Source organism: Rhodococcus sp. NJ-530 (assembly GCF_003860625.1).
Classification (GTDB): domain Bacteria; phylum Actinomycetota; class Actinomycetes; order Mycobacteriales; family Mycobacteriaceae; genus Rhodococcus_F; species Rhodococcus_F qingshengii.
In genome coordinates this window covers 1,685,299-1,700,159 of the sequence record NZ_CP034152.1, presented here as the reverse complement: position 1 = coordinate 1,700,159, position 14,861 = coordinate 1,685,299, and the positions used below count along the sequence as shown (strand labels likewise).

Sequence of the window (14,861 nt, the reverse complement as noted above, 5' to 3'; positions counted from 1 at the left end):
GTAGAACGATGGAAGCATGACAACAACAGATGACGTTCAGAAGGCCGGAACCCCGGAAGACATCGCGAAGCTTTTTGTGCAGTTTGCCAACGCTGGTGACGCAGACGCCGTCGCCGCACTTTACGAGGAGGATGCGGTGATGGCCTTCCCGCCCGGGTCCCTCACCGTGGGCCGCCAAGCCATCCGCGAGGTGATCTCTCAGATGCTGGCAGCTGCACCGAGATTCACCGTCGAGGAATCTCTACCGACGGTGATCAGCGGCGACCTGGCAATGACCTCGACCAAACCTTCCGACGGAACCGGCGGGCGCACGCAGGTCGCGCGCCGCCAGCCCGACGGATCATGGTTGCGAGTCTTGGATCGACCGGAACTCTGACTGCCCTCTTCGCAGTCAGACGGCCGACGCACGCCGCATGGCCGCCGCCGGATCGGCGAACAGCGAGCTCAGTGACACGACCGTGGAAGCGTATTCCTGAACCCGATTGCCGAAACCGGTAATTCGAATGTCCTTACGCTCCAAGGAGGATGCCGTCGAGAAGGCCTCGGCGACATGGGGCACCCCGGCCGGATAGTCGGTGAATGCCTGACCACCCAGAATCACCCGATCCGGGTTGAACAGGTCACGCAGCATCGCCACTGTCCGGCCGAGGACGCGTGCTCGATCAACCAGAAGCTCGTGTGCCGGAATGGAACCCGACGACGCTGCCCGGTAGACGTCCGCGATCGTGACACGCTCGCTGCCCTGGATCACGGCGCCCGAAGACAAAGCCTGCGCGACTACGGCGCGGTCACTGATCGTCGCTTCAAGGCAACCCACGGCTCCGCAGGTGCACCGTGCGGACGAACCGGTGGGGAGGTGCGCGATCGAACCGGGTCCGCTGGACGGCGTGTGTACTCGCCCTTCGAAAGTGATTGCGATACCGGCAGTTTCACGAGCATAGAAGTACAGGCCGGTAGTGCCCGGCGTCGGGGCTTCGGCACGGTCGGTGCTGAGCAGAAGTTCCGACGCAGCCATCGCCTCGACGTGGGCGGCTACCGATACAGGGAGATCCAAGCCGGCTCCGATGATGGACCCGACCTTGGCGCCCTTCCATCCCAGACGCGGGTGATCGACGACTCCGGTCGCTGAATCGACGCGACCGCCGATGGCCACGCCGACGGCGAGCGGACGACGCTTGTGCCACCGCGAGGCAAAGGATTTGGCCGAGCGCGCAATCGTGGCAAGCGCGACAGCAGAATTGGTGGCAGGCGTCGGAATCTCGACGGCGCCGAGCACCTTTCCTCGAATGTCGCTGGCAATGATGCTGGTGACGACGGCACCGATGTGGATGCCGACTGTCAGATAAGGCTCGTGGTTGACCTCGAACGGAACTCGCGGACGCCCGATTGCTCCGGAGGCCGTCAGGTCCGCGCGTTCGCGCAGGATCCCGAGGTCCAGCAGGCTCGTGACCTGCCGGTTCACGGTGGCGATGCTCAGCCCTGATGCCTTTGCCGCAGTGTCACGTGAGAGCGGCCCACGGGATCGAGCAATGCGCAACACAGTCGCGGACGGACCGTCGGCGATGCGTAGTTCGGGCGCAACTATCTGGGTGCGGGTCCGGGTTCCCGAGAGCGCGGTTCGCGATCGGATGTTCGGAATGGCGGAGATTGTGGGTGTCGACATGGCTGTCCCTTGCAGAAGGAGGAGAAGGCGCATATCTCTGTCGACCGAGAAATCAGCGTTTCCACTGGTCACACGAAGAAATAGACAGAAAAGGCGCAGAAATTAGCTGCAGAAAGAACGGCGGCGACAACACAGCTCTCGCGCCAGAGGCAGACGCGAACCAAGCGCAGCGGTCACATAGGTGACCCGCAAAGCGGCAGGCTGGTCGGTCGACATGGCTCCAAAAGTAGCAGCTTCACCGAGATTCACAAATCAGGTGCGGTAACGATCACACTGAACGCAACCCTGTCGGGGCGAAATCTCGCGTGTTTGGGTGGGCACACTCCCCACGAAAGGTGCACCATGTCTACAGCTTTCGCCAAGCCGACCCTCACGAATTCGGCATCAACGAACGGAGCGGCCGTTGACGCCGCTCGCGGCACTGTCACCGCCCTCGGCGCGCATATCGGCGCCCGAATCGACGGAATCACTCTCGGCGGGCATCTCGACCCGGCGACGATTTCCCTCATCCGGCAAGCACTTCTCGAACACAAGGTGATCTTCTTTCGCGGGCAAGACCACCTCGACAACGATTCGCAGTACGAGTTCGCCCATCTGCTGGGTACCCCGACCACTGCCCACCCCACCGTGAAGTCGCACGGCGCAAAAGTTCTGCCCATCGACTCGGACCTGGGCAAGGCCAACAGCTGGCACACCGACGTCACCTTCGTCGACCGCATCCCCAAGGCTTCGATCCTGCGCGCGGTGCAGCTACCCGAATACGGCGGTTCCACGACGTGGGCGTCAGGGGTAGCCGCCTACAACGGACTGCCGGATCCGCTCAAGGCGCTCGCGGAGAACCTCTGGGCTCGCCACACGAACGTCTACGACTATGCGGCAACCAGCGCCGAGCGGCTCACCGAAGATCGCACGGCCGCCTACCGCGAGGAGTTCCAGTCCACGTACTTCGAGACGGAACACCCGGTGGTGCGGGTCCACCCCGAAACCGGAGAACGCACGCTCGTCCTCGGACATTTTGTCAAGAACTTCGTCGGGTTGAGCACCGAACAGTCGAACGGTGTATTCAAGCTCTTGCAGGATCACGCCATCAAGCTCGAGTACACGACGCGGTGGAACTGGGAAGCGGGTGACGTCGCGATCTGGGACAACCGCGCCACCCAGCACTACGCGATCGCCGACTACGACGATCAGTACCGGCGTCTGGAACGCATCACCCTTGCCGGCGACATCCCGGTCAACATCCACGGGGAACGAAGCCGCAGCATCGCCGGCGACGCTTCCGAATACTCGATCATCGAAGGCGCCTCGACTCTCCCATGACTTCACCGGATTCCGCCCCTCCTCCGCACGCCCGCGGATACGAAGGCTTCGAGGGTCGAATCGGCCGCACCGCAGCCGATTCGACCCCGTCGTGGCCCACCTCCACGACCCCGATTCCCGGATCACCCAACATCGTCGTGGTTCTGATCGACGACATGGGGTACAGCGACATCGGGCCGTTCGGCTCCGAGATCGAGACTCCCACCCTCGACCGCCTTGCCGCGCAGGGCATTCGGATGACCAACTATCACACGACGCCCCTCTGCTCGCCGTCGCGCGCAGCTCTTCTCACCGGCCTGAATCCGCACCGCGCCGGGTACGGTTTTGTCGCCAACGCCGATCCGGGCTACCCCGGACTGCGTCTGGAATTGGCCGACGACGTCCAGACACTCCCCGAAATCCTCCGCGGCGCGGGCTATGCGACCTATGCCGTCGGCAAGTGGCACCTCGTACGCGACGCCAACCTGGCCCCGGGACGAAGTCGTGACTCCTGGCCGACGCAGCGCGGTTTCGATCGCTACTACGGCTCACTCGAAGGCCTCAACTCCTTCTACTATCCCAATCAACTGATCTCCGACAATTCTGTGGTCGACGTGGACGAGTACCCCGAGGGGTACTACCTCACCGACGATCTGACCGACAAAGCGGTCGGGTACATCAAGGACCTCCGCGCCCACGATCAGGACAAGCCGTTCTTCCTCTACTTCGCACACGTCGCCATGCACGGACCGTTGCAGGCCAAGCCTGCCGACCAGGAAAAGTACCGCGGCCGCTACGACGAAGGGTGGGATCGAATCCGCGAGTCGCGGTTCGCCTCTCAGCTCGTGCAAGGCCTCTTTCCGGAAGGTACGCAACAAGCACCGCGAAACTCCGAACCCGGCTTCGACGTCCCCGAATGGGAATCACTCACGCCGGAAGTGCAGTCCAGGTTCGCCCGCTACATGGAGGTGTACGCGGCGATGGTCGACTCGATCGATCAGAGCGTCGGACGCATCGTCGACACCCTGGACGAACTCGGCGAGCTCGACAACACGATCATCGTCTTCACCTCCGACAACGGCGGCACCGCCGAGGGCGGTTCGGACGGGACCCGAAGCTACTTCGCACAGTTCGCGCATATTCAGGATCCGGACTGGGTGGGCGATGTCCCCCACGACGAATCCCTCATCGGCGGACCTGAATTGGGCGTCCACTATCCACGTGGATGGGGACAGACGTCCAACACCCCGTTCCGGTTCTACAAAGGGCAATCCTTTGCCGGCGGGATCCGTGTTCCTTTTCTCCTGTCCTGGCCCGCTGGATTGAAACCCGGAGCAGACGACAACGGGATTCGCGACCAGTTCGCGTACGTCACCGACCTGACCCCTACGCTGCTCGAACTGGCCGGAATCGACGCACCCAGTGTGCGAAACGGGCTCCCGGTGAAAGAGTTCGACGGGGTGTCTTCCGCGTCCGTTCTGCGTTCGTCTGCCGCTCCGAGCACTCACACCGAGCAGTACACCGAGATGACCGGCAACCGTGGCTACTACAAGGACGGCTGGAAACTGCTGGCTCTCACCCCGGCGGACATCGACAAACCGCACTGGCAGTTGTTCGACGTCCGCACCGACCCGACCGAGCTCGACGACCTGGCATCACGGTTTCCCGACAAGGTTCGCGAACTCGCCGAGGCCTGGGACCACTCGGCGTGGGCGAACACCGTGTTTCCTCTACTCGGCAATACCGTCGGCGCGGTTCGCCGTCCGGAGGAAGGAGCACTCTCACGCCCGGTGCGACTACTTGCCGGAACGCCCCCGCTGGAGCGCTACCGCTCATCCAAGCTGATCGGGTTCCGCGACTTCGACATCACGGTCGAACTCGACGGTTACCGCGAAAGTGACGCCGGTGTCCTTGTCGCCCATGGCGATCCGCAGGGTGGGTACCTTCTCTACGTCGAGGACGGGCACCTGCATCTCGGGTACAACGCGTTCGGTTCCTACTCCGTTGTCGACGCCGGACCGCTGGCGCTCGGCACCGAACGCATCGAGCTGTCGGTGACGGTGGTACCGCGGTTGCGTTGGGATCTCCACGTCAGCGTCGACGGCATTCACGCGGGCCGGCTGCTCGGGCAAGTACAACTGGTGGGAATGGCGCCGTGGACCGGTATCTCGGTCGGTGTCGACGCCAGGGGACCTGTGTCGTGGGAGGTACGACGACGCCATGGTCCCTTCCGGTACAGCGGCGCGCTGCGCGCCGTCACCTACACACCCGGCCGGATACAAGTACCGCGTCGTCACATCGAATCCATCGAACGGGAAGCAGAGTATGCCGCCGACTAGCCCTACGATTGCATCATGACCATTTCTTCCGATGCCCGCATCGCCGTAGTCACCGGAGCCAGCTCCGGCATCGGTGAGGCCACCGCCCGCACCCTGGCAGCTCAGGGATTCCACGTCGTGATCGGTGCTCGCCGCGTCGATCGTCTCGAGAAGATCGCCGAGGAAATCGGTGGTACCGCTCTCGAACTCGACGTCACCGACGAGGATTCCGTCGACGCGTTTGCGGCCGTGGTCCCACGTGTCGACGTGTTGGTCAACAACGCGGGTGGTGCAAAGGGTCTGGCAACAGTCCTGGACGCCGATCTGGACGACTGGCGGTGGATGTGGGAGACCAATGTTCTGGGCACGTTGCGTGTGACGAAGGCACTGCTGCCCAAGCTGATCGATTCGGGTGACGGTCTGGTCGTGACCATCACCTCGGTGGCCGCGCTGGAGGCATACGACAACGGCTCGGGCTACACCACCGCCAAGCACGCTCAAGCCGTCCTTCATCGGACATTGCGTGGTGAACTGTTGGGCAAGCCCGTTCGACTGACCGAAATCGCGCCGGGAGCCGTCGAGACGGAGTTCTCACTCGTCCGGTTCGAGGGCGATCAGGACAAGGCCGACAAGGTGTACGAGGGAATCACACCGTTGGTGGCGCAGGACATCGCCGAGATCATCGGTTTTGTCGCGTCGCGGCCGTCACATGTGAACCTCGATCAGATCATCGTCAAGCCGAGGGATCAGGCAAGCCCCGGTCGGTTCCACCGCACCACCAGCTAGTTCGAATCGTTCTGACTAACCAGTGCGAATCACCCGGTGCAGGACGAGGCCGAGATTGCGTGCAATCTCGGCCTCCGTCATTTCCGTGGAAGCGCTACGGGCACTTACGGTTTCACCAGCGGTGACGATGTACCGACCATCTCCGGCATAGTCGTACCAGTGGAACGTTATTCCGTCGTCTGTCGGTCTGCTGTCCACCGCTCCTCCCGGGTATGTGGTGACTTCACCTATCGAGGTCCGCTCTCGGCCGAAGAATCTGCTCACTTCCTCGCTCCCGCGCGCACCGGCAGCACTGCTCAGAAAGCTCGCTCTACCGGAAGTTTTCGGCCTTTCGATGCTCACACCACGCTCCGATCCAGCGGGGGAGGTCGGCAGGTGATCGACGAGCATCCGTGGAATTGCCGATGGGCGTACCACGGTGAAAACCACGTCGGAGCCACAGTCGACAGTCCTGTCGGGCAGTTGAGTCAGGAGCACCCCCAGGTCGCCGGCAACAACGCCGTGCAATCGCGTCACCGTACTCATGTTCTGCCCGTGAAAACCAGAAACCTCCACGCGAGCATCAGGATTCGCAAGAGCACCGAGAACGTGATGCAGCCGATCGTCGAGCAACCAAGCCAGGTGTGCTCCCGCTCGACGTCGCTCTTCTGTCAGCTCGTTCATGGTTTCGGCCGTCGGACGAAACCGCAGCGGGTACGGGAGTCGGTCACGTCCGACCGCTTCCCAGAGAATCTGGAATTCGAGGCCGGTGAACTGCCACTGCATGGTGGTCATTCGCCCAGCACCGCCGGGGAGACCATCGGTAGGTCGCCGACCAGGGCATTGCCGTTCTCGACGGTGACGAGGTAGCCGGGGGTGTCGTGAACGTTGTCTTCGTCTTGCCCTTGCCCTCGTCCCGGTGCCATGCCGCCGACGCCACCCATCGCGCCCCGACCGCTCTGCGCGCCCGTCGCCGAGGTACCGCCAGTTCCGTTGACGCCCCCACGCCCGCCACCGGCGAGGCCACCGGTGCCGCCAGGGCCGAGGGCTCCGACTCCGGTTCCGCCTGGCCCGAAGCCTCCGGTACCGATTCCACCAGCAGGACCACCACCCGAACCGCTACCTACCAGGCCTGACGGCGTTCCGGAACCAAGCTGAGCGCCATTCGGAGTTGCACCTGCCAGGCCACCTGGCGCTGCACCGGCCGGCAGTGGGCCGGCATGTGCCGCCGTGGTCCCGGCCGGGTCGGAATCGGTTCCGGATCGAACTGCATCGACGTTCGGATTCCCTTGGGCATCAACGCCGCTACGGTTGTCACCATTTCCGGAATCGGTGCCGGATGGATTCTGACCGGAACCGTCTCCGGCCGGGTTTGCACCGCCGGAGTTTCCACCGTCCGCTCCCCCACCGACTCCGCCACCCGATGTAGATGGCGTGCCGAGCCCGTTTCCTGGACCCGAAAAGTTCCCGCCGTCGGCACCACCACCACCGAATGCACCGCCACTTCCAGCCCCGCCACTTCCAGCCCCTCCACCGCCGGTGACCGGATTGAATGCGGCCGGGAGGATCGGCACCTGATCGTCCGCACGCTTCATGGACGGCAGATACACGTCCTTCATCACCTGGCGCGCTTGACGTTCGGCTTCTTCCGCTTCGTATTGGGCCTGCTTCCATGTAGCCCCGGGAACCATGCTGAGAAACCTCTCGACCGTCGAGGCGCCGTCGGGTGCCGGAATCGAGCGTTTTGCCTCGTCGAGTGCGATCTTCGCCTCCTCGATCTTGTTCGAGATCAGATCGACCCGCACCTTCAGCTCACCCGCATCAGCCGAGTAGGCCAGCACTGCTTCCAGCGCAGCCGAGCCGCCGCGCCCCTGCCAGCCTTCGGTGATCGCACCGTTCACGTCGTTCTGGAACTTCCCGATGCCGGCTTCGACCCGGCCTGCAATGGCCTTCCAAGCCTCACCGATCGCACTCAGGGTTGCCGGATTCATCTCGTTGACGTGGTCGAAGATTTCGGAGTGCGACATCGCATCGAACGGATCGTCGTCCACGATTGCGTGTTCGCTGTACTCGAGCGACGACGTCTGAGCGGTGAGGGCATCGCGCTCACCCCAGGCTCGTGCGCGCTCCACATCGGCGTCGACGGTCGCAGCAGCCATCTCGTCGTCGAACGCGCCGCGGTCGTCGGTTATGGATTGCACCAGAGCAGATGTAGCGATTGCGCTCGCGATGGGAGTGCCGACAACTGGCAATGCCGCCACGCCGGGAGGCACGACCTGCGTCGCATCGGAGATTCTTCCCAGCACGTCTTCCAGAAATGGAATGCCCACCGCTGTCCCCCTGAAGTCGAAAACCCCCGTCGGACTCCCCCGAGCCGACAGCACTTACCTGTACAGACGCAAGCAGAGCCCGGACGGTTCCCTCATCCACGGATTTACCGCAGTACAGAGTTACGGCAGTGCCGACATCGACTTCCAGGTCGGCAGATCGATTGCCCAGTCGTAGATGTCGCCGTCCGCAGGAGACAGGTCGATCGACGTGCCGGTCACCTCTACGGGGTCACCGTAGAGGGCGGTTCCGAAGTATTCCTGCGCGTCGGATGTCGACAGGTTGATGCAACCGTTCGTGACGTTCGACGAGCCCTGCACCCCGGTGGTCTCAGGATTGGCGTGGATGAATTCGCCGTTGTTGGAGATGCGCACCGCCCAACGCTCACGCACGTTCTCGTAGAACGGCGGATTGGACATCATGAAGTCTTCGTACTTCTCCGTCACCATGTGAATGCCGCTGCGCGTGACGTTTCGAGGTTCGTTTCCCTCGCCGTAGCTGACGGGAATGTCCATGATCGTCTGACCGTCGCGCACCACCTGCATGCGGTGGCTCGGCGCATTCGCCTTCACGATCTGGCTGCGACCGATCGTGAAGTCGAGCGTGAGATCCTGGTCGCCGAAGGCGCCACCGCCGTAGTTCAAGCCGTAGAGCTTGGCGTCCAGATGGACAGTCGTGCCCGGCACCCAGTAATCGGCCGGACGCCAATGGGCCCGCGATCCGCCGTTGTCGTCGGCCAGCCAAGCCCACGATCCGGCGGTGGGCGGCACGGTGGTCACGACAAGAGCCTTCTCGACGGCCGCCTTGTCGACGACGGAGTTGTCGAACTGCAACGTGATCGGTGCCGCGATACCAACTTCTTGGCCGTCGGCGATGTTGAGGGTGGCGCCGGTGGTCGACTCCGGGGCAACCGTCGTAAAGCTCCCTTGGACTGGCACGGATTTACCGTCGGTCCCGGTTGCCGAGCCCGACCACGAATACGTGGTGCCGTAGCCGAGTGCCTCACTGACGGTGAACGATGTCTTGTCAGGCGACAATTGTCCTGCAACGGCTTTACCGGCCGCATTGCTGAGGCTGACGTCGGACAGCGTTCCCTGGGTCACGGCTACCGAGACGGGGGCGACCGGGCTGACATCTTTGGTGCCGGGCGCCGGCGTCGACACCACGGTCGCCACCGGTGCTGGTTCGGCGGCCGCCGCGCCGCCCTGTCCGTCCTTGCCGCCGATCGTGCAGCCGACGACGGCCACCATCACAGCGAGCAATACAGCTACCAACGCAACAAGACGCGAACGACTTCTCCTACCACCCAGCTCATGCACTTCAACAGGCTACCTGCGGGCTCTGTCAGGAATCAGACGGTGCAGCCCACAGTTACCGGTTCCGGTTCCAGGCGGACGCCGAACGCGGCCTCGACTCCGTCGCGCACTGCCCGCGCGAGCGAGACCACATCCGCACTCGTTGCGGACCCTCTGTTGGTCAACGCCAAGGTGTGTTTGGTCGACAGCCTGGCCGGTGCATCTTCGCCGGGATAACCCTTGGAGAATCCGGCCCGTTCGATCAACCATCCGGCCGAGAGCTTGGTTCCACCACTGCCGGGGAACTGCGGCACGGTGACGTCGCCGAGCTGTTCGGCGATGGCTGCGAGCACGGCAGGCAGCTTGTCGTCGGGCACCACGGGGTTGGTGAAGAAGGAACCCGCGCTCCAGGTGTCGTGGTCGTACGGATCGAGCACCATCGCCTTACCCGTCCGAAGTCCCAGAACTGCCTCGCGGACCTGCGACGCAGGGAACCGCTCGCCTTCTTCGGCCCCGAGTGCGGTGAACAGTTCGCGGTACGCGAGCGGGGCGCTCAATCCGTCGGTCGACGCATCGAATTCGACGGCGAGAACCAGTGCTGCGTCCGAATGCTTGAGGACGCTCGACCGGTAACCCAATTCGAGTTTCGACGGTTCGACCCACGACACTTCGCCATTGCGTCGGTCGAGCAGTTGAACCCGCCGGAGTCGCGAGCCCACCTCGACGCCGTACGCGCCGACGTTCTGCACCGGCGTCGCACCGGTCGAGCCCGGAATCCCGGACAGGCACTCGAGGCCACCCAGTTCCGCGGCGACGGATTGGCCGACTACTTCGTCCCACACCGCGCCCGCTTCGGCGACGACGCGGTCCGTGTCGAGGCTCACGGTGGTGTTGGCCACACGAACGACAACTCCGTCGAATCCCGAGTCGGAGATCACGAGATTGGATCCGCCGGCGAGAATCAGCGTCGGGACCTGCTCGCGATCGAGCAGCGTCACGACGTCGATCAACGACTGCGTCGTCGGGCATTCGGCGAGCAGCCGCGCCGGTCCCCCGATTCGGAGCGTCGTCAATCCCGACAAGTCAACGTTCTCGGATACGAAAGCGCCTGATTCCACGACGCGTCTGCCAATGGTTACGTCCCACACATCGATAAACGGTAGCCTCCACAATCGTGAGCCGTCGCATCGAGCATTCGTCGAAGTACACAGTCCCCGCCGAGAAGGTCCATGAGGCGGTGACCTCCGAGCAGTACTGGCGCGACCGAATCGTCGCTGTCGGTGGTCCCGGCGCGGCGATCGAAGAGCTGACCGTTCGCGACGAGACCGTCGCGGTCACGATGTCGCAGATCATTGCCGCAGAGCACCTCCCCAGCATGGTGTCGAAAGTCGTCAACGGCGACATCGTCATCAAGCGCAGTGAAACGATGGCGCCTTTCAAGGACGGCAAGGCCACCGGCACCTTCTCCGCCCACGTCGACGGCGTTCCCGCCCGTGTCGAGGGCACGCAGGTGCTGACAGGTGACGAGAACTCCGCCACTCTCGAGATCGACGGTGAGGTCGAGGTCAAGATCCCGTTCCTCGGCGGAAAGATCGAAAGTGCGATTGTCGACGAGGTTGTCCGGCTCATCCAGGCCGAACAGGACTTCACCCGGGAGTGGATCGCGAAGTAAAACCCTGCGGGCGGCGGCAGTTGTGGATACAGCCGATTTGGCTTGTCACAGCGTGTAACCGGTATTCTTTTCGATCATGGCTCGCCGCATCGACTACTCCGCCCGCTATCAGCACTCCCCCGAGCAGGTCTATGCGGCGCTGGCGGACCGCTCGTACTGGGAGGCCCGTGTCGAGGAGATGCGCAAGCATTCCGAGAACCATGTGGAACATTTCGAGGTCACCGATTCCGGAATCGATCTCGTGCTCCACCACATTCTTCCGCGCACGGATTTGCCCGACATCGCTCAGACAGTGATGAAGAAGGATCTTGTCATCACTCGTAAGGAGTCGTACGGCGCCTTCGGTGACACCGTGACCGGAACGTACGAAGCGTCCATCCCGGCCGGGCCGGGGAGTTTGTCCGGCACCATGGAGTTGTTCGCGACCGATACCGGGTCCACGCTGCGAACCACGTCCGAGGCCAAGGTCTTCATACCGTTCATCGGCGCGAAGTTGGAGCAACTGATGCTCATCAACCTCGTAGATCTGTTCCGCACCGAAGCCCAGGTCACCGCGACCTGGCTCGCCGCACGCTGAACCCGCCGTGAAGAAAGCTCCACCCCGAAGATCGAGGGGGTCATCACCCGTGGCACGACGGGAATCAACAGACTGCGACGTAGTGACCGGTGGATCGTGCACAACCGCACTATCGCGCACGCCCTGAACAACGCGACCGATCCGTTGATCGTCGACCTCGGGTACGGGGCGAGGCCGGACACCACCTTCGAGATGGCAAGCCGCCTCACCGCTGTCCGGCGGGATCGACGCGTCATCGGGCTCGAGATCGACCCCGCCCGCGTGGTCGAGAGTCGTGACGGTGTCAGCTTCGCCCGTGGTGGATTCGAACTTGCCGGTCTCACACCCGTTTTCGTACGCGCCTTCAACGTGCTCCGGCAGTACCCGGAGGAGGCTGTGGACTCTGCGTGGTCACACATTCAGTCCGGTCTCGCACCGGGCGGGCTGCTACTCGACGGAACCTGCGACGAGCTCGGGAGACGTTGCGCCTGGGTGCTTCTCGACGCTGATCGTCCATTGACCCTGACACTGGCCTGGGATCCCTTCGACATCGAGCGCCCTTCCGACATCGCGGAACGTCTCCCGAAGGCTCTCATCCACCGCAACGTTCCCGGTGAGCCGATCCACGCGTTGCTCAGCGCGGCCGATCGAGCCTGGGCCACCGCCGCGCCGCACGCCTCGTTCGGACCTCGCCATCGTTGGGCCGCCGCATTGGAAATTCTTCGGGCGCAAGGAATTCCCGTGCAGCCCGCGCGGCGACGTCTTCGTGACTGCATCCTGACCGTGCCCTGGCACGTCGTAGCGCCGAATCCCTGAACTCACAGACGGGAAACGCCCCGCCGCGGAGGTGTTCTCCGCGGCGAGGCGTCTGTATGCAGGCGTCGGGCTAGGACCCGAAGATGTTTTCCAGGCTTCCCAGTGAACCAGTCGAACTGCCGCCGTTGCCGGGATCGCCGCCGTCGGACGCTGCCGTTACCTTGACGGTGACTGCGGCCTGGGTCTCGGAACCGAGATAGCCGTCAGTTCCGCTGAACACCGCGGTGATTCGGCGATCTCCGAGTTCGGTGAAGGTGTGCGAGAGCGTGGCCTTACCGTTCACCACCGCAACTGGTCCACCGATCGGGGTGGTTCCGTCCATGAACTGAACCGTTCCTGCGCTGAGCGTAGGTACCACTGCCGCAACGAGATCAACCTTCGCGCCCTTGACCGCTGACGCCGGAGCGCTCACGGTGATGGACGTTTCCTGATCCTCCGCGGCCGGAGCCGTGACCGAAACCGACTGAGCGGCCGAGGTAGAGGTGAGGAATCCTGTTGCACCCGAGTAGACGGCCGTGATGTCGTGCGTACCGACGCTCGCGAACTCGTGCATGATCGACGCCTTGCCCTCGACGACCGGCACCGGCGAGCCGAGATTGCCCGAGCCGTCCTTGAACTGCACTGTGCCGCCCACCGGCGTCGGCGTGACGGTTACGGACAGACCAACTGCCGTACCGGTTTTTGCATCCGCCGGAACGGTCAAGACCGTCTGGGTCTGCTGGTCGGTGGGAGCCGGCGCCTTGACGTTCACGGTCTGGGCGTTCGATGTCGAACCCAAGTAGTTGCCCGAGCCCGAGAACACTGCGGTGATGCTGTACTCGCCCGCCACGTTGAAGGTCGGCGTGGTTGTTGCCTTACCTGAGGCATCCACGGGAACCGGGGATCCCAGATCCCTGCCACCTTCCTTGAACTGCACGGTTCCGCCTGCAGCACCGGTCGAGACGGAGGCAGTGAACGACAAGGCCTCCCCTGTCGAACCTGTCGACGGGCCGACGAGGGTAGTCGTTGTGTTCTCCTCGACCACCACCGGAGCGACTGTCAGCGCATGTGGCGCCGACGTCGAAGTCTGGTAGACACCGGAACCGGAGTACACCGCCACGATCGAATGCGCTCCGACTACATAGGAATTCGTCAGCGAAGCCTTGCCGTTGGCATCGACGGGAACGGCGCCGCCGAGGTCGGTTGCACCGTCTTTGAACTGCACCGTGCCACCCGCCGGAGTGGGCGACACCGTAGCCTCGACGGTCACGGACTCACCTGCAACTGCACTTGCGGGACCGGTGATCGCGGTTGCAGTGCTCTTGTCCGCTTCGGACACTACGACGTCGACAGCTGACGACGTGGAAGACGCCACCTTTGCATTACCGAGATACTTGGCCGTCACGCTGTGGGTTCGGACGTCAGCCGGTGTCCAGGCAAGCGTTGCAACACCATTGGCGAGCGCGCCCGCACCGATCTTGGTGGCACCGTCGAAGAACTCCACCGAATCACCGTCGGCACCACCGGTCACCGTCGCGCTCAGCGGAACAAGTTGTCCCAACTTCACGCCACTGGTCGGTGACAGCGTCGTCGTCGAGACGTTCTTCTGAACGTTGATCGACGGACCACGACCATTTGTCGTGTCGTCAACGAACACCGTGCCGTCGAAATGCACCGTCGTCGACAAATCAGTACCACGAGCACAATCCGCACCGACGCGATACTGGAATTCGAACGTCTTGACGTCACCACCCCACATCGGCCATTCCGTAGCACCCGCACTCAAACGAACAGAATCAGTAGCCACCTCGTTGACACGGAACGCACTACCGTTCACCGTCGCCGAACCATCGACATACGTCATACACGCCGGATGAAAATCGCGCACCGCATACAGATTGTGAACCGCGGCAGTTCGCTTGAACACCGTCTTCGACGTGATCACATCACCCTCGGACGGCGTCCCGTTACTGATCGTCCGAGTCACCTTGTACCCGTCGGAATTGAACTCCGCCGTCACCGGAGCCGCACCAGCAACCCCGACACCCGCAACCACCGCGAAACCCGCAGCAACAGCAAACACACTCAAACCTGCAACTGCACGGCGTGCAGAACCTACAGACATAGCTTTTCCTTCTCGAGAAGTGAGCGAAATGGGTGATGCCCCACC

Annotated in this window: 13 protein-coding genes; 7 read left to right on the top strand and 6 right to left on the bottom strand. The window is 63.2% G+C overall.

Annotated features, from left to right (window positions below; translation table 11 throughout):
* Nucleotides 1–16 precede the first annotated feature (16 nt).
* The gene (locus EHW12_RS07945; RefSeq protein ID WP_054187841.1) at nt 17–376 is read left to right on the top strand and encodes a nuclear transport factor 2 family protein; all 360 of its coding nucleotides are present in this window, start codon (nt 17–19) and stop codon (nt 374–376) included.
* Nucleotides 377–391: 15 nt separating this feature from the next.
* Here EHW12_RS07945 and EHW12_RS07940 read toward each other — a convergent pair whose 3' ends face one another.
* Nucleotides 392–1,663: an ROK family protein gene (locus EHW12_RS07940; RefSeq protein ID WP_074447122.1), complete on the bottom strand. Its 1,272-nt coding sequence runs from the start codon at nt 1,661–1,663 to the stop codon at nt 392–394.
* A gap of 342 nt (nt 1,664–2,005) precedes the next feature.
* Here EHW12_RS07940 and EHW12_RS07935 point away from each other — a divergent pair, with 342 nt between their 5' ends.
* Genes EHW12_RS07935 through EHW12_RS07925 form a run of 3 tightly spaced genes read left to right on the top strand, consistent with a single transcriptional unit; the run spans nt 2,006 to nt 6,066 of the window.
* A complete protein-coding gene (locus tag EHW12_RS07935; protein ID WP_116057030.1) occupies nt 2,006–2,983 on the top strand; it encodes a TauD/TfdA family dioxygenase in 978 nt (325 codons plus the stop codon).
* The gene (locus tag EHW12_RS07930) at nt 2,980–5,301 is read left to right on the top strand and encodes an arylsulfatase (protein WP_065455926.1); all 2,322 of its coding nucleotides are present in this window, start codon (nt 2,980–2,982) and stop codon (nt 5,299–5,301) included. The genes EHW12_RS07935 and EHW12_RS07930 overlap by 4 nt, the downstream gene beginning before the upstream one ends.
* A gap of 15 nt (nt 5,302–5,316) precedes the next feature.
* Nucleotides 5,317–6,066: an SDR family oxidoreductase gene (locus EHW12_RS07925; RefSeq protein ID WP_003942076.1), complete on the top strand. Its 750-nt coding sequence runs from the start codon at nt 5,317–5,319 to the stop codon at nt 6,064–6,066.
* A 15-nt stretch (nt 6,067–6,081) separates the two neighbouring features.
* Here the strand turns inward: EHW12_RS07925 and EHW12_RS07920 are convergent, their stop codons facing one another.
* The 4 genes from EHW12_RS07920 to EHW12_RS07905 form a co-directional block, all read right to left on the bottom strand.
* Nucleotides 6,082–6,840, bottom strand: a complete 759-nt coding sequence (locus tag EHW12_RS07920) for an ESX secretion-associated protein EspG (RefSeq protein WP_125050475.1) — start codon at nt 6,838–6,840, stop codon at nt 6,082–6,084.
* Nucleotides 6,837–8,375, bottom strand: a complete 1,539-nt coding sequence (locus EHW12_RS07915; RefSeq protein ID WP_125050474.1) for a hypothetical protein — start codon at nt 8,373–8,375, stop codon at nt 6,837–6,839. The genes EHW12_RS07920 and EHW12_RS07915 overlap by 4 nt, the downstream gene beginning before the upstream one ends.
* A 120-nt stretch (nt 8,376–8,495) precedes the next feature.
* The gene (locus EHW12_RS07910) at nt 8,496–9,692 is read right to left on the bottom strand and encodes an Ig-like domain-containing protein (RefSeq protein ID WP_042452959.1); all 1,197 of its coding nucleotides are present in this window, start codon (nt 9,690–9,692) and stop codon (nt 8,496–8,498) included.
* 32 nt (nt 9,693–9,724) lie between these two features.
* Nucleotides 9,725–10,816, bottom strand: a complete 1,092-nt coding sequence (locus tag EHW12_RS07905) for a UDP-N-acetylmuramate dehydrogenase (RefSeq protein ID WP_125050473.1) — start codon at nt 10,814–10,816, stop codon at nt 9,725–9,727.
* Between the two features lie 26 nt (nt 10,817–10,842).
* Here EHW12_RS07905 and EHW12_RS07900 point away from each other — a divergent pair, with 26 nt between their 5' ends.
* From EHW12_RS07900 to EHW12_RS07890, 3 genes are all read left to right on the top strand, one after another.
* Nucleotides 10,843–11,340, top strand: coding sequence for a DUF2505 domain-containing protein (locus EHW12_RS07900; RefSeq protein ID WP_081557549.1), 498 nt, complete (start codon nt 10,843–10,845; stop codon nt 11,338–11,340).
* A 76-nt stretch (nt 11,341–11,416) separates the two neighbouring features.
* A complete protein-coding gene (locus tag EHW12_RS07895) occupies nt 11,417–11,917 on the top strand; it encodes a DUF2505 domain-containing protein (RefSeq protein ID WP_007735352.1) in 501 nt (166 codons plus the stop codon).
* Between the two features lie 30 nt (nt 11,918–11,947).
* Nucleotides 11,948–12,712, top strand: coding sequence for a class I SAM-dependent methyltransferase (locus tag EHW12_RS07890; protein WP_125050472.1), 765 nt, complete (start codon nt 11,948–11,950; stop codon nt 12,710–12,712).
* Nucleotides 12,713–12,782: 70 nt separating this feature from the next.
* Here EHW12_RS07890 and EHW12_RS07885 read toward each other — a convergent pair whose 3' ends face one another.
* Nucleotides 12,783–14,816, bottom strand: coding sequence for an Ig-like domain-containing protein (locus EHW12_RS07885; protein WP_125050471.1), 2,034 nt, complete (start codon nt 14,814–14,816; stop codon nt 12,783–12,785).
* Nucleotides 14,817–14,861 lie beyond the last annotated feature (45 nt).

Coding starts and splice junctions, on each gene's coding strand:
- EHW12_RS07935 (WP_116057030.1), top strand. CDS start 2,006: ATGTCTACAGCTTTCGCCAAGCCGACCCTCACGAATTCGGCATCAACG.
- EHW12_RS07930 (WP_065455926.1), top strand. CDS start 2,980: ATGACTTCACCGGATTCCGCCCCTCCTCCGCACGCCCGCGGATACGAA.
- EHW12_RS07885 (WP_125050471.1), bottom strand. CDS start 14,816: ATGTCTGTAGGTTCTGCACGCCGTGCAGTTGCAGGTTTGAGTGTGTTT.
- EHW12_RS07940 (WP_074447122.1), bottom strand. CDS start 1,663: ATGTCGACACCCACAATCTCCGCCATTCCGAACATCCGATCGCGAACC.
- EHW12_RS07945 (WP_054187841.1), top strand. CDS start 17: ATGACAACAACAGATGACGTTCAGAAGGCCGGAACCCCGGAAGACATC.
- EHW12_RS07925 (WP_003942076.1), top strand. CDS start 5,317: ATGACCATTTCTTCCGATGCCCGCATCGCCGTAGTCACCGGAGCCAGC.
- EHW12_RS07920 (WP_125050475.1), bottom strand. CDS start 6,840: ATGACCACCATGCAGTGGCAGTTCACCGGCCTCGAATTCCAGATTCTC.
- EHW12_RS07895 (WP_007735352.1), top strand. CDS start 11,417: ATGGCTCGCCGCATCGACTACTCCGCCCGCTATCAGCACTCCCCCGAG.